This is a genomic window from Streptomyces sp. SGAir0957 (genome assembly GCF_043523415.1).
Genome location: NZ_CP027293.1, coordinates 2,858,221 through 2,877,171 on the forward strand (window position 1 = coordinate 2,858,221; position 18,951 = coordinate 2,877,171).

Here is an 18,951-nt window from a genome sequence, read left to right on the forward strand (position 1 = left end):
GGACTGGCGGGTTTCGGCGGCGGAGGTCCAGATCCGGGCAGCGGAGGCGAACTCCGCTGCCCGGCGGGGGTGTTACTTGACGACGCCGAGGGAGACGTAGTCGTAGCGGCCGTTGTAGGCGTCGGACATGTAGACGTTCGTCAGACGCGGGCCACGCCAGGTGATGTTCTTCTCGTAGATGAAGGGCATCCAGTCGGCCTGGTCGAGGATCCGGTGGTCCAGCTCCTCGTAGATCTTCCCGGCCTTCTCGGCGTCCGTCTCGGCGATCGCCTTGTCGAAGAGGCCGTCGATCTTCGGGTCCTTGATCTGGGACTCGTTGTAGTTACCCGTGTCCGAGAGGAAGCGGCTGTCCCACAGCGGCTGGCCGAAGCCCTGGCCGGACGGGAAGTCCGGGCCCCAGCCGCTCATCGTCATGCCGTAGCCGCGCTCCTTGACGACCTTCGGCGAACCGGTGATCGCGGAGGTCTCGGCGCCGTCCAGGGCGTCCACCTCGAGCTTGATGCCGACCTTGGAGAGCTGCTCCTGCAGCGCCTCGGCGGTGTCGACCTCGCCCGGGTTGTTGTTACGAGCGGTGATCTTGGTGGAGAAGCCGGCGGGCTTGCCGCACTCCTTCAGCTCGGCCTTGGCCTTGGCGGCGTCCGGCTTGCCCTTGCGGGCGAGAACGCCGTACGGGTCGTACTTCGAGTGGCCCTTGATGGAGACCGGCAGGGTGGAGTTGGCGATCTCGCCACCGGCCAGCTCGCCACCACGGGTCTGCTGCAGGCCCGCGAAGTCGGTCGCGTAGAACACGGCCTTGCGGCAGTGGACGTTGTCGAACGGCTTGGCGGTGTGGATCAGGGCGACGTAACGGACGAAGGAGGTCCGCATGTTGTCGACGCTGTCGCGGTGGTCCTGCACGGCGCTGACACGGCCCGACTGGGTCATGCCGGTGCCGTTCATGTCGACGTCGTAGTCGCCTTCCATCAGGCGCTTGTCGTTCTCCTCCAGGTTGGCGGAGATCGTCACGTCGATCTTGTCGGGAAGCGCGGCGCGGACCGGGTCCGACGCCTTGGTCCACTTGTCGTTGCGGACAAGCACGATCTTCTTGTTGGCCTTGTACGACTCGAACTTGTACGGGCCGTTGGAGAACGGGCGCTGGGTGTACTTGGTCGCCGTGTCCTTCTCCTGCTTCACTGGGGAGCCGGAGGGCATGGCGAGGAACTGCTCGAAGTCACCGTTGGGCTTCGGGAGCTTGAAGACGATGGTCTTCGCGTCCGGCGTCTCGATCGACTTCAGACCGAGCTTGTCCTTGGACTTGTCCTTGTAGGGGCCCTTGTACTCGCCCTTGGGGTCCAGGGTCTGCTTCAGGTACTGCGGGCCACCGGTGATGGTGTCCGACGCCCAGATGCGCTCGATGCCGTACTTGACGTCCTGCGCGGTGACCGGCGAACCGTCCTCCCACGTGACGCCGTCACGCAGGGTGTACGTGTAGGTCTTGCCGCCGTCGGAGACCTTGGCGGTGGAGGTGGCGAGGTCGCCCACCAGCTCGGTGGAGGCCGCGCCCGGCTTCGGCGCGAACGTCACGAGCTGACGCGTGTAGAAGCGCATGAAGTCCCACGACATGCCGTAGTAGGCGCGCTGCGGGTCGGCGGAGTCCAGGTCCTGCTTGCCGACCATCTTCAGCGTGCCTCCCTTCTTCGTGGAGGCGTTGGCGACCTTGTTGTACGCGGCGTCGTAGCCGGCGCCCTTCGACGAGTCCTTGGAGTCGCCGTCACCGCCACCGCACGCCGTGGTCGACACGAGCGCCGCGACGACGAGGGCGGCGCCGGCGGCGAGCCGTCGTTTCGAGGAACTTGTGGACATTTTCTCGTAACCTCCGAGATCGCGGTTCCGGGCCGGGGCCGGAGAACCAGGGAGTCGAGCCACCTGACGATGCGGCAGGGGCAGTTCGTTGCAGACCGCTCGGGCCTGTGGTCTTACCGGGTCCCCTTCGGGTCGAGCGCGTCGCGCAGCCCGTCGCCGAAGAGGTTGAACGCGAGGACGGTGATGAAGATCGTGACGCCCGGGAAGACCATGAACATCGGGTCGTGCTCGTACGTCTCGAGCGCGTCGCGGAGCATGCCGCCCCAGGACGCGGTGGGGGGCCGGACACCGGCACCGAGGAAGCTGAGCGCGGCCTCCGTGAGGATGTTCGTGGGGATCATCAGGGTCATGTAGACGACGATCGGCGCGGCCAGGTTCGGCAGCAGTTCGCGGAAGAGGATGTGGCGCGAGCCGCCGCCGAGCGAACGGGCCGCCTCCACGTACTCGCGCTCGCGCAGGGAGAGCGTCTGACCGCGGACGATGCGGCCGACGTAGGGCCAGCCGAAGAAGCCGATGACCATGACGAGGACGGCGATGCGCACGCCGCTGCCGGTCAGGCCGAGCAGGTCGTCCGGGAGCACCGAGACCAGGGAGATGATGAAGAGCAGCTGCGGGAAGGAGAGCAGCACGTCCATGACGCGGCTGATGACCGCGTCGACCCAGCCGCCGAAGTAGCCCGCGATGATGCCGAAGAGCGTGCCGAGCGCCACGGCGACGATCGCCGCGAGGAACGCGACGAGCAGCGAGATCCGGGCGCCGTAGACGATGCGGCTGAAGACGTCGCGGCCCTTGTTCGGCTCGACGCCGAAGAGGAAGTCGCCGCTGACGCCGCCGAGGGAGCCCTGCGGCAGGTTCGTCAGGGGGTCGAGCTTGTCCTGGTGGAACTGGTTCGGCGGGTGGCCGAGCAGGCTCACGATGAGCGGCGCGAAGATCGCCACCAGGATCAGGAAGACGACAACGATGCCACCGGCGAGGGCGACCTTGTCCCGCTTGAGGCGGTTCCAGGCGATCTGCTTCAGTGACCGGCCCTCGACCTTGCGGCCGGGGACGCTCGCGGCAGCGTCGACCGGGGCGGTCGGTTCCGCTTCCGCGGTCGTGTCGTGCAATGGTGCCGTCATCGTGGCAAGGACCCCTTCTCAACCGGCGGTGACCGGCCCGCACTTGCCGCTGTAGCGGCGTGGTTCAGTCCGTCGTACATAGGGGCTCGTACACAAAGACGAAGCCCCCTGCTGCGGGAGTCTTCAACCTGTGTGCGATCTGTTGCCAGACTTGACGGGGAAAGGATGCCTAACCGTGATGCGGTCAGGGGTGTTCCGTTATCCGGACGCCTGTGAACGCCGTGCGAACAGCGGTCAGTTGGGGTCTAAGTGGCGCCACTTCGGACATTGGCCCCACACCAGTCGATAGGCGTCCGGCAGTTAGTACGACGCCCCATAAGGGGGCGGATACCCGTAACCCGCCCCGGCCTGACCTGCCTGACCGGCGGGGGCCACATGCGCCTCACGGTCGTAGAACGGCCGCGCGTTCGCCCGCAGCCACATCGCGACCGGGTCGTAGGCGTCGGACATCGCGACCGTGGAGACCGGCAGACCGTCCGGGACCGCCGCGACGGACTGCTGCATCATCGCCCGCACCGCGTCCACCGACGCGGGCGACGCGTCGTACACGTCGAGGCCGATCGCCAGGTAGGGGGCGCCGACGGCGGGCTGCACCCAGGCGCGGCGCAGCGACCGGACGGCGGTGGTCCGGTGGGCGTTCTGCGCGAGCAGCGCGTAGAACTGCGGGAGTTCGAGGGTGGGTTCGCTCAGCCGCAGCGGCCCGGCGGGCTGCCGGTCGAGGCCGCCCGCGATGCGGCGCAGGTCGAGCCAGGGCACGCCGACGCCGCCGCCGGGGGCGTGCGGGTTGAGCCAGAGGCCGTAGTGGTCGGGGTAGAGCGTGCGGGCCGCGTCGACGCCGCTGACCACCTCGTAGGCGCGGGACCAGCCGGAGGCGGAGAGCTCCTGGGCGGAGGTGACGCAGGGCGCGTACGAGAATCCGTCCACGTCCATGTTCCCGTACTGGGCGTCGGGGGAGCCCGCCTGGCCGTGCCAGAGCAGCATCCAGACCTGGCCGGCGGCGAGGGCCGCGAGGAGCGCCTCGTACGCGTCGTAGCGCCCGGGGGTCACCTGGCGCAGCATGTGCTCGACCTGTCCGGCCGCGGCCGTGCCCGACGCACTCACCCGTAACCGCCCCTTCGTGAACGTCCGTGTTCCGCCCGTGACCGGACGGCACAGCGCCGCCCGGTCAGGTCATGAAACCAGCTTAAGCGGCGATGTCGGCACCGACTTGACGGACGGTGTTCACGGGTGCCGTTCGTAGAACGGACGTACGCGTGTGCGCAGGAAGTCGGCGACCGGATCCTGGGTGACGTCGAGGAAGACGAGGTTGACCGGCCAGGGCGCCGGGGCCCGGCCGAGCGCGCGGCCCAGGGCGTCGAGCGGCAGGTCGCGGGCGGCGCCCTCCCACTGGGTGAGCTGGACGCCGATGAACAGCGAGGGTGCGGCGTCCTCGACGACGGCGAGGCAGCGGTGGGCGCTGAGCACGGTGCCGGCCGCGTCGAACTCCTCGCGCACGGCGGCCAGGAAGTCGACCGGATCGTCCTGCCAGTCCGGCTCGGAGAGCACGACGCGGCCGCCGGTGGAGGGGCCGTCGAGCGGGGTGCGGCCGCCGCGGGCCAGTTCGGCGACGGCGGGCGGCGGCAGCGGTATGCCGACGGCGCCGTCCGGGTTCAGGGCGATGCCGACCTGGGCGGGAAGCCCGCGCGCGAACTCGACGGCCGGGGCCACCGTGCAGCTCATCCGGCCGCCGGTGACCTGCATGAACTGCTCCTCCGAGCTGAAGACCGGCACATACGCCTGGCCTCCCAGTTCGAGGGTCGGCAGGTCGAGGTCGCGGCTCTCGGCCGAGCCGCCCTGCGGCAGGGGTATCCAGACCGGGCTGCGGCCGAGGACCTCGACGATGCGCGCGCCCGCCCCTTCGACGCCGAGCGCGGCGGCGAGGACCTCCTCCAGCTCGTTGGCCGGCCAGCTCCGCGTGGGCTGGGGGTGGGGGTGGGCCTCCTCGTGGAAGCGCGCGTCCTCGTGAAATGCCGGGTGTTCCATAGCCGCCGACGATAACGCCTGCCCCGGCGGGGGTTACTTGCGGAAGGTGATTCCGCCGAGGGCGTCCGTCGCGGCCCGGTCCAGGAGCACCGCCGACTCGATGCCGGTGGGCAGTTCGCCGCGCTCCGTCGACGTCACGAGGGCGCCGACGGCCCGGCGGTGGCGGGCGAAGGCGTACCGGGAGACGCCTCGGCCGCGCGCCAGCTGGCCTTCGAGGGCGAGGGTGGGCGGCACGTCGAGGAGGACCAGGTGGACGGCGGCGCCGCGGCGCCGGGCCGCTCTGATCACCCAGCGGCGCACCCACGCCTGGGTGCCGCAGTCGTGCACGACGACGCTGGCCCCCGAGCGCATCGCCCGCCGCAGGCCCAGATAGTGGGCGACGCGGACCAGCGGGCGGTACAGGACGTAGGGCACGGAGCGCGGCAGGCGGGCGGCCCAGCGCTCCCGGGTGTCCTGGGAGTCGACGCGGACGACCCTGACGGCCCGGCGCATCAGCGTGGACTTGCCGCTGCCCGGGAGACCGGAGAGCACGACAAGGTCACCCGCCGCGAACCGGATGCGCCGCGGTGTCCTGCCGCTCCGCCCGCGTAGGTCCCGGACCGTGCGCTGTCGCGGGATCCGCACCGTGATCGTCCTCCCCGTTCCGGTCACGCCGTGTCTGCCCGGCAAGTGTAAAGAGAAGGTAATGCCTGGCGCCGGGTTTCCCTGTTCCGCGGTCGTGCGATGATGTGCGCGCCAGACCCACACAACCGCATACCGGCCGCTTGAATCCGCGCGGGAGAGTTCCGGGACCACCAGGCCGTCAGGCCATCGGGAAGAACAGGTACCCGGACGCCGAAGGAGCAAGTTCCTCCCTTGAATCTCTCAGGCCCCGTACCGCGCGGGCGAGGCACATCTGAAAAGCGGGCCGCCCCCAGACGTACGGCGGCCCCACCCAAGGTGCAAGCCATGACCTCACGTACGCGGGGTCGCGGCGAACCTCTCAGGTTCCGATGACAGATGGGGAGGGCCTCCGCCACGGGGGACCCCTCGCCACCGCCGTCCACGCCCGGGAGCACGCCATGACCGATACCCCGCAGACGCCCCGCACGACCGCGCTCGACGCCCTGCACCGCTCGCTGGGCGCCACCATGACCGACTTCGCCGGCTGGGACATGCCGCTGCGCTACGGCAGCGAGCGCGACGAGCACAACGCCGTACGGACCAGGGCCGGGCTCTTCGACCTGTCCCACATGGGCGAGATCACCGTGACCGGGCCGCAGGCGGCCGAGCTGCTGGGCTACGCGCTCGTCGGCAACATCGCCACGGTCGGTGTCGGCCGCGCCCGCTACACCATGATCTGCCAGGCCGACGGCGGCATCCTCGACGACCTGATCGTCTACCGCCTCGCGGACACCGAGTACATGGTCGTCGCCAACGCGGGCAACGCGCAGATCGTCCTCGACGCCCTCAGCGAGCGCGCCGAGGGCTTCGACGCCGAGGTCCGCGACGACCGCGACGCCTACGCGCTGCTCGCCGTGCAGGGCCCGCACTCCCCCGCCATCGTGAAGTCCGTCACGGACGCCGACCTCGACGGGCTCAAGTACTACGCGGGCCTCCCCGGCACCGTCGCGGGCGTCCAGGCGCTCATCGCGCGCACCGGCTACACCGGCGAGGACGGCTTCGAGCTGTTCGTCGCCCCCGCCGACGCGGAGAAGCTGTGGCAGGCGCTGACCGCCGCGGGCGCCGAGCTCGGCCTGATCCCGTGCGGCCTCTCCTGCCGCGACACGCTGCGCCTGGAGGCGGGCATGCCGCTGTACGGGCACGAGCTGACCACGGAGCTGACGCCGTTCGACGCGGGGCTCGGCCGGGTCGTGAAGTTCGAGAAGGAGGGCGACTTCGTGGGACGCGAGGCGCTCTCCGCCGCCGCCGAGCGCGCCGAGACGGCGCCGCCCCGCAAGCTCGTCGGCCTGGTCGCCGAGGGCCGTCGCGTCCCGCGCGCGGGCATGTCGGTGGTGCGCGAGGGACAGGTGATCGGCGAGGTCACCTCCGGCGCCCCGTCCCCGACCCTGGGCAAGCCGATCGCCATGGCGTACGTGGACGCCGCGCACGCCGGGCCGGGCACGCCGGGCGTGGGCGTGGACATCCGTGGTACGCACGAGCCGTACGAGGTCGTGGCGCTGCCGTTCTACAAGCGCCAGAAGTAGTACTACAAGCGCCAGAAGCAACGAGCAGGGCTTCTTCACTCGCCGACCGCTCGCCCCACCGTCACCCGCACCCTCCCGCGTACAGGAGAATTCGTCTCATGAGCAACAACCCCCAGCAGCTGCGTTACAGCAAGGAGCACGAGTGGCTGTCGGCCGTCGAGGACGGCGTCGCCACGGTCGGCATCACGGAGCACGCGGCCAACGCGCTCGGTGACATCGTCTTCGTCCAGCTCCCCGAGGTCGGCGACACCATCACCGCGGGCGAGACCTGCGGCGAGCTGGAGTCCACCAAGTCGGTCTCCGACCTGTACTCCCCCGTGTCGGGTGAGGTCACCGAGGCCAACCCGGACGTCGTCGACGACCCGTCCCTGGTGAACTCGGCCCCCTTCGAGGGCGGCTGGCTGTTCAAGGTCCGCGTCTCCGAGGAGCCGAAGGACCTGCTCACCGCCGACGAATACACCGCGTTCTCCGGGAGCTGACCACGATGACCGACAAGTCCGTACTGAACGAGTCCCTGCACGCGCTCGACCCCGAGGTCGCGCAGGCCCTCGACGCCGAGCTGCACCGCCAGCAGTCGACGCTCGAAATGATCGCGTCGGAGAACTTCGCCCCGGTCGCCGTCATGGAGGCGCAGGGCTCGGTCCTCACCAACAAGTACGCGGAGGGCTACCCGGGCCGCCGCTACTACGGCGGCTGCGAGCACGTCGACGTCACCGAGCAGATCGCGATCGACCGGGTCAAGGAGCTGTTCGGCGCCGAGTACGCCAACGTGCAGCCCCACTCGGGCGCCTCCGCGAACCAGGCGGCCCTCTTCGCGCTCGCCAAGCCCGGCGACACGATCCTCGGCCTGGACCTGGCGCACGGCGGCCACCTCACGCACGGTATGCGCCTGAACTTCTCCGGCAAGCAGTTCAACGTGGTCCCGTACCACGTCGACGACAACGGCCTGGTCGACATGGCCGAGGTCGAGCGGCTCGCCAAGGAGCACCGCCCGAAGGTGATCATCGCGGGCTGGTCGGCGTACCCGCGCCAGCTGGACTTCGCCGAGTTCCGCCGCATCGCCGACGAGGTCGAGGCGTACCTCTGGGTCGACATGGCGCACTTCGCGGGCCTCGTCGCGGCCGGGCTCCACCCGAACCCGGTCCCGCACGCCGACGTGGTCACCTCCACGACGCACAAGACGCTCGGCGGCCCGCGCGGCGGCATCATCCTCGCCAAGCAGGACTTCGCGAAGAAGCTGAACTCGTCCGTCTTCCCGGGCTTCCAGGGCGGCCCCCTGGAGCACGTGATCGCGGCGAAGGCCGTCTCCTTCAAGGTCGCCGCCTCGGCGGACTTCAAGGAGCGCCAGGAGCGCACGATCGAGGGCGCCCAGATCCTCGCCGAGCGCCTGACCTCGCAGGACTCCCGCGCCCACGGCGTGAACGTGCTCTCCGGCGGTACGGACGTGCACCTGGTCCTGGTCGACCTGCGCGACTCCGAGCTCGACGGCCAGCAGGCCGAGGACCGCCTCCACGAGGTCGGCATCACGGTCAACCGCAACGCCGTCCCGAACGACCCGCGCCCGCCGATGGTCACCTCGGGCCTGCGGATCGGCACGCCCGCGCTCGCCACCCGCGGCTTCACCGCCGAGGACTTCCGCGAGGTCGCCGACGTGATCGCCGAGGCGCTCAAGCCGTCGTACGACGCGGCCGCGCTCAAGGCCCGCGTGACCGCTCTGGCCGATAAGCACCCGCTCTACCCCGGCCTGTAACGGTTCCGCTGGAGTTACGTACCCTTTCGTACATACGTCCTTACGGGGCATCGCGCACACTGGACTCACAAGGGATCAGTGGGCACGGTGCCCCGCCCCGTGCCCCCGGCAGACAACGGCGTCTACCAACCATCTTTGGAGTACCCCCGTGGCCATCTCGGTCTTCGACCTGTTCTCGATCGGCATCGGCCCGTCCAGCTCCCACACGGTCGGCCCCATGCGCGCGGCGCGGATGTTCGCCCGCCGCCTGAAGAACGAGGGCCTGCTGGCCCACACCGCCTCGATACGAGCGGAGCTGTACGGCTCGCTCGGCGCGACCGGGCACGGGCACGGCACGCCGAAGGCGGTGCTGCTCGGCCTGGAGGGCGAGTCCCCGCGCACGGTCGACGTGGAGCACGCCGACGAGCGCGTGGAGGAGATCAAGTCCTCGGGCCGCATCAACCTGCTCTCCATGCACGACATCGCCTTCTCCTTCGACGACGACCTGGTCCTGCACCGCCGCGAGACCCTCCCGTACCACGCCAACGGCATGCGTCTGTGGGCCCACGACGCGGACGGCGCCGAGCTGCTGACCAAGACGTACTACTCGGTCGGCGGCGGCTTCGTGGTCGACGAGACCGTTCTTTCTCAAGAGGCGGTCGCGGGCGAGAACCCGGTCGTGCCCGACGACACCGTCCTGAAGTACCCCTTCCGCACCGGCGACGAGCTGCTCCGCCTCACCCGCGAGACGGGCCTGTCCATCCCGGCGCTGATGCTGGAGAACGAGAAGGCGTGGCGCACCGAGGACGAGATCCGCGCCGGGCTGCTCGAACTGTGGCGGGTGATGCAGGCGTGCGTGGCGCGCGGCATGTCCCGCGAGGGCATCCTGCCGGGCGGCCTGAAGGTCCGGCGCCGGGCGGCGGGCTCGGCCCGCAAGCTGCGCGCCGAGGGCGAGCCGCTGGCCCACGCCATGGAGTGGATCACCCTGTACGCGATGGCGGTGAACGAGGAGAACGCGGCCGGCGGCCGGGTCGTCACGGCCCCGACGAACGGCGCGGCGGGCATCATCCCCGCTGTCCTGCACTACTACGTGAACTTCGTGCCGGGGGCCGATGAGGAGGGCGTGGTCCGCTTCCTGCTCTCGGCGGGCGCGATCGGCATGCTCTTCAAGGAGAACGCGTCGATCTCCGGCGCCGAGGTCGGCTGTCAGGGCGAGGTCGGCTCGGCCTGCTCGATGGCGGCGGGCGCGCTCGCCGAGGTCCTCGGCGGCTCCCCGGAGCAGGTGGAGAACGCGGCGGAGATCGGCATGGAGCACAACCTCGGCCTGACCTGCGACCCGGTCGGCGGCCTCGTCCAGATCCCCTGCATCGAGCGCAACGGCATGGCCGCCGTGAAGGCCGTCACCGCCGCCAAGATGGCGATGCGCGGCGACGGCTCCCACAAGGTCTCCCTCGACAAGGTCATCAAGACCATGAAGGAGACCGGCGCCGACATGTCCGTCAAGTACAAGGAGACGGCGCGCGGCGGGCTCGCGGTGAACATCATCGAGTGCTGAACCCGCCGTGCCGCAGGTGAGGCGACCTACAGGCTCGCGGTGGTGGACTCGCCCGAGCCGCTGCCCGCGAGCCACTGGTCCCAGCTCAGGTTGAACGACGCGTAGCCGTTGTCGGCCGGGGCCTTGGCGCGCGGGGAGCCGGTGATGGTGACCGGGTCGCCCTGCTTGACCTGGCCGTAGAACCACTTGGCGTCGGAGATAGACAGGTGGACGCAGCCGTGCGAGCCGCGGGCGCTGCCGCTGCCCGGGTTCGGGTCGCCGGTGGAGTAGTGCACGTAGGTGCCGGACTGGGTCAGGTGGACGTCCCAGGGCAGCGTCAGGTCGTAGTAGTCGGGGTCGCCCTTGGTGCAGCTGATGCCGACGCTGCAGGAGGTCATGTGGAGCTTCTCCTGCTTGTCGATGACGGCCATGGTGCCGTTCCAGGTCGGGTACTGGGCGCTGCCCGCGTTGATCGACAGCGTGCGCACCGCCTGGCCGTTCTTGGTGACCTTCAGGGTGTGCCCGGTGACGGAGACGTCGGCGCGGACGTCGTCGCCGACCTTGAAGGTGTGGGTGTAGGTGCGGACGCCGTAGCGCCCGTTGCCGTTGCCGACGTTCTTCATGTCGGCCTCGACCTTCACGGTCGTCCCCGAGGGCCAGTACTCCTTGGGCCGCCAGTCGGCGCGCTTGTCGCCGAACCAGTGCCAGGCGCCCGCGACCGGCTGTGAGGCGCTGACCTTCATGTGCTTCTCGACGGTGGCGCGCGCCTTCTCCGCCACGGGGTTGGTGAACACCACCGAGACCGGCATGGCCACCCCGACCGTCGCGTCGGTCTGCGGCGTGATCGTCTCCAGGAGCATCGGCGGGCCCTTGGGCTTCGCCGGCGAGGGCTTCGCGCTCGCGCTCGGCTTGTCCGACGCCTTGGCGTCGCCTCCGCCCGCCTCGTCGCCGCTGCCGCCTCCGCAGGCGCTCACCCCCGCGAGCGCCACCACCGTCATGAGCGCGATGCCTATTCCGCCGCCCTTGCGCCGTCCCACGAACTGCCCCAATTCCTCGGTCGCCCGGGTCCCTGCGGGGACCCGGCCCCTGCTCCTTCGCCTCCCTGTCAGACAGCGGAAGCGGCCCTGTCAGTTGCACGAGCCCGTGTAAAGCGTGTTCCAAGACTGAGGGCGGACAAACGACCCTGTACGAGACAGGCAACGGCGCGACGGTGCCCACGCGAGATCGGTGGGTATGTCAACCATGCCGCCCCCACACCGCGCCGCCCCACCGAGCAGGAGGCTCGCCATGATCCGTGGCATCGACGTCAGCTCGCACCAGTCCTCGTTCAGCACGGAAGGCGTCTCGTTCGTCTTCATCAAGGCCACGGAAGGCCGCAGTTACGTCAATCCGCGACTCGCGGCGCAGACGAAGCGGGCCCGCGACGCGGGCTGTGTCGTCGGCTTCTACCACTTCCTGTGGCCGGGGAACCTGACGGCACAGGCCGAGTACTTCGTGAGCAAGGCGCCGGAGAAGGCGGGCGACGTCCTGGCCGTGGACTGGGAGACGACCGGCAACGGCACGCACGCGAGCAACGCGGAGAAGGACAGGTTCATCCGCGAGGTGAAGCGGCTGCGCCCGGACCACCGGGTCGTCCTCTACTGCAACCGGAACTTCTGGCTGAACATCGACACGACGTCGTACGCGGGCGACGGCCTCTGGATAGCCGACTACGTGACGGCCGGAAAGCCGCGCATCCAGGCGGACTGGCGCTTCCACCAGCACACCGACAACCCCCTCGACAAGAACGTGGCCGATTTCGCGAGCAAGACGGCGCTGCGCGAGTGGGCCACGCCCTGAGGGCCCGTCCTCGACGAGGGGTGACGGCGGCGCGGCGGCTCAGGCGCGCCACTCCGCGGTGCGCTCGGGGGACGCCGCGTCCAGCGCCTCGCGGACGGCGATCGCACCGGCGGCGAGGCCGTAGACCGGGGTGCCGGGCTGCTGGCGCCACGACTCGTCCTGGCCGCCGGCGTCCACGGTGTCGAAGCCGATCTCGTCGAGCAGCGCGGTGACGACCTGCTTGGCCACCTTGTCGTCGCCCGAGATCGGCAGGGCGACGCGCTGCGGGTCGCCGGAGGGGCGCGGCTTGTCGAGGATGTCCTGCGCGTAGGTGCCGTTGAAGACCTTGACCACCTGGTGGCCGATCTGCCGCTCCGTCCAGCGGCTCTCGGTCAGCCCCTCCTCGATCTCGGCGATCTTCCCGTCGCGCTGCTGCGGGTAGTAGTTGCCGGTGTCGATGACGGTGACGCCGTCCGAGGCCCCCTCGATGAAGCCGTCGGGCAGCTTCGGCACGGCCTTCAGCGGCACCGTGACGACGACGACCTCCGCATCGCGCACGGCGTCCTCGATGGTGGCGGGCGTCGCCCCGGTCTCCTCGGCGAGCGCCGTGAGCGTGTGCGGACCGCGGGAGTTGGCGACGTGGACGTCGTGGCCCACGGCGGTGAGGCGCCGGGTGAGGTTGCCGCCGATGTTGCCCGCGCCGATGATGCCGATCTTCATGTCAGGCCCTTCGAGAGTTCCATGCATGTGCATACATGCGGTGCCAACTTCGGTGGGCCCGGGGCTATTCCTGCGGTCCGGCCGATTCCCGCGAAGGGGTGACCGAAGGGGTGACACGAACACGTCCGCCGGGGCGGGAACCAGCTGGTTCCCGCCCCGGCGGACGGCTGCGCGGCTGCGGTCAGGCCTTGTTCAGGTTGGCCCAGAACTCGTCGAAGGAGAGGAGCTTGTCCCCGTTGGTGTCCTGCCGGGCGATGAGGACCTCGGCCACCGCCTCGGTGACGTTGAAGTCGCCCATCTGCGCCATGGCGCTCTTGTACTCGGCCGCCGTGATGAAGCCGTCGCCGTCCGCGTCGAACCGATCGAACGCCTTGCGTGCTTCCTCGATGTCCGCCACCGGGACCACCCCTCGTTTACGTACCGCTGTCGCGTACTGCCGTAATGACGGGGTCAGATTATCCGGCGGGGTGGGCGCGGAGTGCGGCGACCACCCACGCGAACTCCTCGTCGGGCCTGCGCGTCGGTTCCAGGCCCCGCACCAGGGAGACCAGATCGCGAAAGCGCGCCACGTCGTGGTTGGCCGCCGCTTCGAGCCGCTCAAGGGCCTCGGCCCGGTCGGCGTCCCCGAGCAGGCCGCGGAGCACCTCGTCCGCCTCGCCGGACGCGGGCGCGACCCCGCGCCGCAGGGCCTCCCCCGCGAGCCCCACCAGGCGGCTCATGAACCACAGCGAGCTGCCCGGCGCGACATCCGGGCCCCGGTCCGCGCTGTTGAACTCCACCATGCGGCGCATGTGGGCGCGGAATCCGGCGTCCTGCATGAGTTCGGCCAGTTCGACCCAGGCGTCGACCTGGTCGCTGGTCGGGTCGTCGGGCAGGTCGGGCACCATGACCCGGATGCGGTTGCGGATCTCGGGGTCGGCGGCGTCGAGGCCACCGAACGTCTCCTCCATGAAGCTGTCGATGATCTGCTTGCGTTCCGCGGCGGAGAGCCGTGCAAGGCGGTTCATGAGGGCCGTCTCCTCGGTGGTCGAGTTGCGTTTCGCGACGGTCGACAGGACGGCCCGGTTCACCCGCAACACCCGGATCTGCGCGTCGAGCGCCGCCACGTGCGCGGCGGCGACCGCGGCGACGTCCTTCTCCCCGGACACCACCTCGCGCACCTCGGCCAGGCCGAGACCCAGCTCGCGCAGGGTGCGGATCAGTTCCAGGCGGGCCACGGACTCCGCGTCGTACAGTCGGTAGCCGCCGCCGCTGCGGCCCGCGGGGTGCAGGACGCCCTCGTCGGACCAGAAGCGGATGGTGCGCACCGTGAGTCCGGTGCGGCGGGCCAACTGCCCGATGGTGAGCAGCGGCGGGCCGTCGTCGGTCATGTCGGGGAGTCTGGGCCTTCCAGTGGGTGGAGACTCAAGCGGAGGGACGGGCATGGAAGTACGGGACACGGGGCTCATGGGGCTGCGGGACATTCTGGACGCGGCGGCGAAGGGGGTCTTCCCCGACCCGGACGGTTCGGTCACCGTCGTGCCGCAGACGTGCGCGCGGGACGCGGGCGTGCTCGCGTTCACGGCGCACACCGTCGTCTTCACGGACGAGCCGGAGGAGTGGGTGCGCGAGGCGCTCGCGGCGACGGGCTGCGATCCGCTGGCGGCGTCGATGAACGCCCGCTTCCTCGCCGCGTTCATGGACCGCACGGGCCGCGTCCACGACACGATCGACCTGCTGACGGCGGCGCCGGCGCTCGCGGGCCCGCCGCCGTGCGCGCTGCGCGAGATCCGCGACCGCGAGCACCCCCGGGTGGTCCGCGCCCTCACGCACCGCGACGCGGTACGGGTGTGGGAGACGGCGGACGGCGCCGGGGTCCTGGTCCTCGGGCGCGGGATCGGCGGCCGCACCGAGGCCGCGATCGAGGTGGCCGAGGACCTACGCCACCGCGGCCTCGGGCGTCAACTGGCGCTCGCCGCACGGCACTTGACCACCGACGAGTTCGTCTGGTCGCAGCAGTCGCCGGGCAACGCGCGCAGTGTGCGGGTGTTCCAGGCGGCGGGTTACCGCCCGGTGGGGTCCGAGGCGCTCATGCTCGCCCCGTAGGTGGTTCAGCGGAAGATGCCGGTGTGGCCGAGCGAGTAGCGGCCCGGCTGCGGATAGACGGCGAGGCCGTGCGGGCCCCGGCCGACCGGGACGCGGGCGACCTGGGCGCCGGTGCGCGTGTCGATCGCGTAGACCTCGGAGTCGTAGCGTCCCGACAGCCACAGGGTGTTGCCGTCCGCGGAGACACCGCCCATGTCGGGGCTGCCGCCCTGCGGCAGCTTCCACTTCTTGCTCACCCGGTCCCGGGCGAAGTCGAAGACGGAGATGGTGCCCTCGCCGCGGTTGGAGACGTACATCTCCTTGGAGTCGCGGCTGACGTAGAGGCCGTGCGTGCCCTTGCCGGTCTTCAGCAGCTTCGGCTTGGAGAAGGTGTCCCCGTCCAGGATCCACATGCCGTCGGCCATCATGTCGGCGACGTAGAACTTCTTCCCGTCGGGCGAGATCTTCACGTCCTGCGGCATCGCGCCCTGGAACGGCAGCTTCTGCTGCGCGACGACCTTCATCCGGGCCGTGTCGACCTTGAGCAGTTCGCCGCTGAACTCGCAGCTGACGATGAAGTAGCGGCCGTCGGTCGAGAAGTCGGCGTGGTTGACGCCGTAGCAGCTGACCGGCTCGGTGTGCTTGACCCGCATGGTGTGCGGGTCGCGGAAGACGAGCTGGCGGTCGAGCGAGGCCATCACGACGGCGTACTTGCCGTCGGGTGTGAAGTACAGGTTGTACGGGTCGTGCACGTCGACCGGCTTGCCCGCCTTCCCGGTCTTCGGGTCGATCGGGGTGAGCGTGTGGCCTCGGTTGTTGTTGACCCACAGCGTCTTCAGGTCCCAGGACGGGACGACGTGCTGCGGCTGGTGCCCGACCGGGATCGTCTGGAGGACCTTGTACGTCTTCGGGTCGATCACGGTGACCGTGTCGGACTCGGTGTTCGGCACGTAGACGCGGGACGGGAAGTCCTTCACCACGGGCGAGAGTTTGCCGGGCCGGTCGGCCGCGTACACGTCCTTGGGGTCGAGGACGGGCGGCATCCCGGGCAGTCCGCGCTCGGCCTGTCGCGTCGGCGCCGCCGGCTTGACGGGCTCGGCCGGCTTGACGGCGCCCTGGGTGGCGCGGTCCGCGGTGTCGTCCTTGCTGCCGCACCCGGCGAGCGCGGCGAGGGCGACGGTCGCGGCGGCGAGCAGCGCGCCGGTGCGCCGCCCGGTCTTCGGGGTGGTGGGCGGGGTGAGGTTCACGTGAGCAGCTCCGTGCAGGTCACCGCGGTCAGACCGCGACGGTCGAGGTGGTCCAGGAGGGGCGGCAGGGCGGCGACGGTGTCCCGGTAGCCGAAGTGCAGGCTGACGACCGATCCGGCGCGCGCGGCGGAGGAGACGGTGGAGACGACGGCGGCGGCCCCCGGCGAGGTGTAGTCGAGGGAGTCGACGTCGTAGGACAGGACGTGCGGGTAACCGGCGCGCCGGGCGAGGCGGGCGACGAGCGGCGTCGCCCGCTGGGCGCGCGAGGGCCGGAACCAGGTGCCGACGGACCCGGTGAGGCGGCGCAGGCGTGCGGCGCAGCCGGTGATCTCGGCGTAGGCGTCGGCCTCGGACATCTCGTTGACGGTGCGGTGGTGCAGGGTGTGGTTGCCGAGGTCGTGGCCGCCGTCGAGGACGCGCCGGGCGACGGCGGGGTGTTCGTCGAGCCAGGTGCCGACGGCGAGGACGGTGACGTGGGCACCGGCGCGTTCGGCCTCCTGGAGGACGGCGCGGGCGATGGCCGGGTCGCCCTGCCCGTGGAAGGTGAGGGCGACGCGGCCGCCGGTGCGCGGGCCGTGGTCGATCTGGACGGGCAGGCCGGGCCATCGGCGGGGGGCGGGTGCGGGGGCGGGGCGCGCGGGCCGCGGGGGTGCGGAGTGCGGGCCCGTGGCGGGGGCGGGCGGCTGCCGTTCGGTGGCGCAGCCGGCGGTGAGGGCGGCCGTGAGCCCGGCGCCGAGGCGCAGGGCCGAGCGGCGTGCGTACGGCCGCGCCATCGGTTCTCCGTGGGTCACTTACCCATTCAAAGGGAATAGCGGACAATTTCCGCATACCGACCCGACAGTCTTAACGATTACTGGATGCTGGCTGTACTTAATCTTCATTTGTGAGGCTAGTGGCCCACATCACCATGGATTCATTTGGCCCTCGTCGGCCGGTCTGTCATGATCGGTGACACGACCCCCATTGACCCGGGCCAGGTCGTCGTCAGACGCCGCGGACTACACCCCCCACTGTTCGCGGCGCACCACACGAAAGCCCCCGCGGCGCCTCACAACGGCGAGAACGGGGGCTTTCGTGCGTCCGGGAGCGGGCCGGGGCGGGCACGGGGGCGGGGGCGGGGGCGGGCTCAGCGGTCGGCGACCCGCATCTCGAACCAGGTGGTCTTGCCGCGCGGCAGCAGGTCGACGCCCCAGCGGTCGGAGAGCTTGTCGACGAGGAAGAGGCCGCGCCCGGAGACGTCGAGCGGCTGCACCGGCATCAGGCACGGCAGGCCGCGGGACGGGTCGCGCACCTCGACGCGGATCCAGCCGCGGCGGCGCAGCATCCGCAGGCCGAAGACGCGGGCGCCGGTGTGCCGCACGGCGTTGCCCACGAGTTCGGAGACGAGCAGGACGGCGTCCTCGGTCATCTTCGGGGACAGGCCCCACTGGCGCAGGATGACGACCTGGGCGAGGCGGCGGGCGGTCGCCGCCGATTCGGGACGCGACGGAAGGGGCACTTCCGCCTCGGTCGGGTTCCCGAACAGTTCGAGGGCGCGCAGCGCGTATTCGTCCTCGACCGCGGGAGACCAGCGCGCCGCGGTCACACCCCCGTGCTTCCGTGGATGTTCGACACCCTCAAGCCCCGCCATGCCCCCATGATGGCTGCAAAGTCAGGGCCTTGAGGCCCTTCCGGCCGAATAAGCCCCCCGGAATGCCTCATTCCGGGGGGCCGTTTTGGCATATGCCACAGGCACTTAAGCGGTCGCGACACGCCCTCTGACCTGCGATGACTTATCGTGCGCGATCGGCTCTAGATCGTCACGGGCGCCGCGGCCTTAAGGTTCTCTTAAGGCTTTGATAATGCGCTCCAACGGGGGACGAGAGGAAGTCGACCCACCCGCGCGGGAGTTGGCTCAGGCGAACTTCGCCTTCCCGGGGCCTTCCTCCACAAAGCTGCGCATACCGGTCGCCCGGTCCTCGGTGGCGAACAGCCCCGCGAACCAGGTGCGTTCCAGGGCGAGTCCGGTCTCCAGGTCCGTCTCCAGACCCGCGTCGACCGACTCCTTCGCCGCGCGCAGCGCGATCGCCGGGCCCTTGGCGAGTTGCGCGGCCCACGCGTGTGCGGCGGAGAAGACCTCGCCGGCCGGGACGACACGGTCCACGAGGCCGAGGGTGAGCGCCTCGTCGGCCTTCACCTGACGGCCCGTGAAGATCAGGTCCTTCGCCCTGGACGGGCCGATGAGCCGGGGCAGTCGCTGGGTGCCGCCCGCGCCCGGGATCAGGCCGAGCAGGATCTCCGGCTGGCCGAGCTTGGCGTTGTCGGCGGCGATCCGGAAGTCGGCACAGAGCGCCAGTTCGCAGCCGCCGCCGAGCGCGTACCCCGTGATGGCGGCGACGACGGGCTTCGGGATGCGGGCCACCGCGCTGAACGCGTCCTGCAGCCCGCGCGCCCGCGCGACCATGGCCGCGTGGTCCATGGCCTGCATCTCCTTGATGTCCGCACCGGCCGCGAAGACCTTCTCGCTGCCGCGGACGACGACGGCCCGTACCTCGGTACGGGCCGTCGCCTCTGCTGCCAGTTCCCTGATGCGGTCCTGGACGGCGACGTCAAGGGCGTTCATCGGCGGTCGGTCGAGGCGGATCGTGCCCACCCCGTCGGCGATTTCCAGGTGTACGGTCATGGCCGCAGG

At 70.5% G+C, this 18,951-nt stretch carries 19 protein-coding genes and 1 riboswitch; of the genes, 6 read left to right on the forward strand and 13 right to left on the reverse strand.

Annotated features, from left to right (window positions below):
* Positions 1–72: 72 nt before the first annotated feature.
* The 5 genes from C1N81_RS17685 to C1N81_RS17705 all read right to left on the reverse strand — a co-directional run bounded on the left by C1N81_RS17685 (position 73) and on the right by C1N81_RS17705 (position 5,633).
* Positions 73–1,842 (reverse strand): ABC transporter substrate-binding protein, encoded by a 1,770-nt coding sequence (locus tag C1N81_RS17685; protein ID WP_394430214.1) that lies wholly within the window; start codon positions 1,840–1,842, stop codon positions 73–75.
* 113 nt (positions 1,843–1,955) lie between these two features.
* Positions 1,956–2,960, reverse strand: coding sequence for an ABC transporter permease (locus tag C1N81_RS17690; protein WP_394430216.1), 1,005 nt, complete (start codon positions 2,958–2,960; stop codon positions 1,956–1,958).
* Positions 2,961–3,260: 300 nt separating this feature from the next.
* The gene (locus tag C1N81_RS17695) at positions 3,261–4,061 is read right to left on the reverse strand and encodes an enhanced serine sensitivity protein SseB C-terminal domain-containing protein (RefSeq protein WP_394430218.1); all 801 of its coding nucleotides are present in this window, start codon (positions 4,059–4,061) and stop codon (positions 3,261–3,263) included.
* 120 nt (positions 4,062–4,181) lie between these two features.
* Positions 4,182–4,982 (reverse strand): enhanced serine sensitivity protein SseB, encoded by an 801-nt coding sequence (locus tag C1N81_RS17700; protein ID WP_394430220.1) that lies wholly within the window; start codon positions 4,980–4,982, stop codon positions 4,182–4,184.
* A 33-nt stretch (positions 4,983–5,015) separates the two neighbouring features.
* Positions 5,016–5,633, reverse strand: coding sequence for an AAA family ATPase (locus C1N81_RS17705; RefSeq protein WP_394430222.1), 618 nt, complete (start codon positions 5,631–5,633; stop codon positions 5,016–5,018).
* 114 nt (positions 5,634–5,747) lie between these two features.
* Positions 5,748–5,871: riboswitch (glycine riboswitch) on the forward strand.
* A 172-nt stretch (positions 5,872–6,043) separates the two neighbouring features.
* Here C1N81_RS17705 and gcvT point away from each other — a divergent pair.
* The 4 genes from gcvT (at position 6,044) to C1N81_RS17725 (ending at position 10,452) form a co-directional block, all read left to right on the forward strand.
* The gene (gcvT, locus tag C1N81_RS17710) at positions 6,044–7,168 is read left to right on the forward strand and encodes a glycine cleavage system aminomethyltransferase GcvT (RefSeq protein WP_394430224.1); all 1,125 of its coding nucleotides are present in this window, start codon (positions 6,044–6,046) and stop codon (positions 7,166–7,168) included.
* A 98-nt stretch (positions 7,169–7,266) separates the two neighbouring features.
* The gene (gene gcvH, locus C1N81_RS17715) at positions 7,267–7,647 is read left to right on the forward strand and encodes a glycine cleavage system protein GcvH (protein WP_394430226.1); all 381 of its coding nucleotides are present in this window, start codon (positions 7,267–7,269) and stop codon (positions 7,645–7,647) included.
* Positions 7,648–7,652: 5 nt separating this feature from the next.
* The gene (glyA, locus tag C1N81_RS17720; protein WP_394430228.1) at positions 7,653–8,918 is read left to right on the forward strand and encodes a serine hydroxymethyltransferase; all 1,266 of its coding nucleotides are present in this window, start codon (positions 7,653–7,655) and stop codon (positions 8,916–8,918) included.
* Positions 8,919–9,066: 148 nt separating this feature from the next.
* Positions 9,067–10,452, forward strand: coding sequence for an L-serine ammonia-lyase (locus tag C1N81_RS17725; RefSeq protein WP_394430230.1), 1,386 nt, complete (start codon positions 9,067–9,069; stop codon positions 10,450–10,452).
* Positions 10,453–10,478: 26 nt separating this feature from the next.
* Here C1N81_RS17725 and C1N81_RS17730 read toward each other — a convergent pair whose 3' ends face one another.
* On the reverse strand, positions 10,479–11,468 hold the full coding sequence (locus tag C1N81_RS17730) for a L,D-transpeptidase (protein ID WP_394430232.1): 990 nt from the start codon (positions 11,466–11,468) through the stop codon (positions 10,479–10,481).
* A gap of 250 nt (positions 11,469–11,718) precedes the next feature.
* Here C1N81_RS17730 and C1N81_RS17735 point away from each other — a divergent pair, with 250 nt between their 5' ends.
* Positions 11,719–12,270 carry a glycoside hydrolase family 25 protein gene (locus C1N81_RS17735; RefSeq protein ID WP_394430234.1) on the forward strand — a complete coding sequence of 184 codons (552 nt, stop codon included), beginning with the start codon at positions 11,719–11,721 and terminating at the stop codon, positions 12,268–12,270.
* 39 nt (positions 12,271–12,309) lie between these two features.
* Here the strand turns inward: C1N81_RS17735 and C1N81_RS17740 are convergent, their stop codons facing one another.
* The 3 genes from C1N81_RS17740 to C1N81_RS17750 all read right to left on the reverse strand — a co-directional run bounded on the left by C1N81_RS17740 (position 12,310) and on the right by C1N81_RS17750 (position 14,339).
* The gene (locus C1N81_RS17740) at positions 12,310–12,996 is read right to left on the reverse strand and encodes an NADPH-dependent F420 reductase (RefSeq protein WP_394430236.1); all 687 of its coding nucleotides are present in this window, start codon (positions 12,994–12,996) and stop codon (positions 12,310–12,312) included.
* 154 nt (positions 12,997–13,150) lie between these two features.
* Positions 13,151–13,366, reverse strand: a complete 216-nt coding sequence (locus tag C1N81_RS17745) for an EF-hand domain-containing protein (RefSeq protein ID WP_394430238.1) — start codon at positions 13,364–13,366, stop codon at positions 13,151–13,153.
* A 58-nt stretch (positions 13,367–13,424) separates the two neighbouring features.
* Entirely contained in the window at positions 13,425–14,339 is a 915-nt protein-coding gene (locus tag C1N81_RS17750; RefSeq protein WP_394430240.1) for a MerR family transcriptional regulator, read from the reverse strand.
* A gap of 52 nt (positions 14,340–14,391) precedes the next feature.
* Here C1N81_RS17750 and C1N81_RS17755 point away from each other — a divergent pair, with 52 nt between their 5' ends.
* A complete protein-coding gene (locus C1N81_RS17755; protein ID WP_394430242.1) occupies positions 14,392–15,054 on the forward strand; it encodes a GNAT family N-acetyltransferase in 663 nt (220 codons plus the stop codon).
* A gap of 5 nt (positions 15,055–15,059) precedes the next feature.
* Here the strand turns inward: C1N81_RS17755 and C1N81_RS17760 are convergent, their stop codons facing one another.
* From C1N81_RS17760 to C1N81_RS17775, 4 genes are all read right to left on the reverse strand, one after another.
* Positions 15,060–16,280 (reverse strand): YVTN family beta-propeller repeat protein, encoded by a 1,221-nt coding sequence (locus C1N81_RS17760; protein ID WP_394430244.1) that lies wholly within the window; start codon positions 16,278–16,280, stop codon positions 15,060–15,062.
* On the reverse strand, positions 16,277–17,053 hold the full coding sequence (locus C1N81_RS17765) for a polysaccharide deacetylase family protein (protein ID WP_394438021.1): 777 nt from the start codon (positions 17,051–17,053) through the stop codon (positions 16,277–16,279). Before C1N81_RS17765 ends, C1N81_RS17760 begins: the two co-directional genes overlap by 4 nt.
* 353 nt (positions 17,054–17,406) lie before the next feature.
* Positions 17,407–17,910, reverse strand: coding sequence for an ATP-binding protein (locus C1N81_RS17770; RefSeq protein WP_394430246.1), 504 nt, complete (start codon positions 17,908–17,910; stop codon positions 17,407–17,409).
* 264 nt (positions 17,911–18,174) lie between these two features.
* Positions 18,175–18,942 carry an enoyl-CoA hydratase/isomerase family protein gene (locus C1N81_RS17775; RefSeq protein ID WP_394430248.1) on the reverse strand — a complete coding sequence of 256 codons (768 nt, stop codon included), beginning with the start codon at positions 18,940–18,942 and terminating at the stop codon, positions 18,175–18,177.
* Between the last annotated feature and the right edge of the window lie 9 nt (positions 18,943–18,951).

Coding starts and splice junctions, on each gene's coding strand:
- C1N81_RS17685 (WP_394430214.1), bottom strand. CDS start 1,842: ATGTCCACAAGTTCCTCGAAACGACGGCTCGCCGCCGGCGCCGCCCTC.
- C1N81_RS17690 (WP_394430216.1), bottom strand. CDS start 2,960: ATGACGGCACCATTGCACGACACGACCGCGGAAGCGGAACCGACCGCC.
- C1N81_RS17700 (WP_394430220.1), bottom strand. CDS start 4,982: ATGGAACACCCGGCATTTCACGAGGACGCGCGCTTCCACGAGGAGGCC.
- gcvT (WP_394430224.1), top strand. CDS start 6,044: ATGACCGATACCCCGCAGACGCCCCGCACGACCGCGCTCGACGCCCTG.
- gcvH (WP_394430226.1), top strand. CDS start 7,267: ATGAGCAACAACCCCCAGCAGCTGCGTTACAGCAAGGAGCACGAGTGG.
- glyA (WP_394430228.1), top strand. CDS start 7,653: ATGACCGACAAGTCCGTACTGAACGAGTCCCTGCACGCGCTCGACCCC.
- C1N81_RS17735 (WP_394430234.1), top strand. CDS start 11,719: ATGATCCGTGGCATCGACGTCAGCTCGCACCAGTCCTCGTTCAGCACG.
- C1N81_RS17740 (WP_394430236.1), bottom strand. CDS start 12,996: ATGCATGGAACTCTCGAAGGGCCTGACATGAAGATCGGCATCATCGGC.
- C1N81_RS17750 (WP_394430240.1), bottom strand. CDS start 14,339: ATGACCGACGACGGCCCGCCGCTGCTCACCATCGGGCAGTTGGCCCGC.
- C1N81_RS17755 (WP_394430242.1), top strand. CDS start 14,392: ATGGAAGTACGGGACACGGGGCTCATGGGGCTGCGGGACATTCTGGAC.
- C1N81_RS17765 (WP_394438021.1), bottom strand. CDS start 17,053: ATGGCGCGGCCGTACGCACGCCGCTCGGCCCTGCGCCTCGGCGCCGGG.
- C1N81_RS17770 (WP_394430246.1), bottom strand. CDS start 17,910: ATGGCGGGGCTTGAGGGTGTCGAACATCCACGGAAGCACGGGGGTGTG.
- C1N81_RS17775 (WP_394430248.1), bottom strand. CDS start 18,942: ATGACCGTACACCTGGAAATCGCCGACGGGGTGGGCACGATCCGCCTC.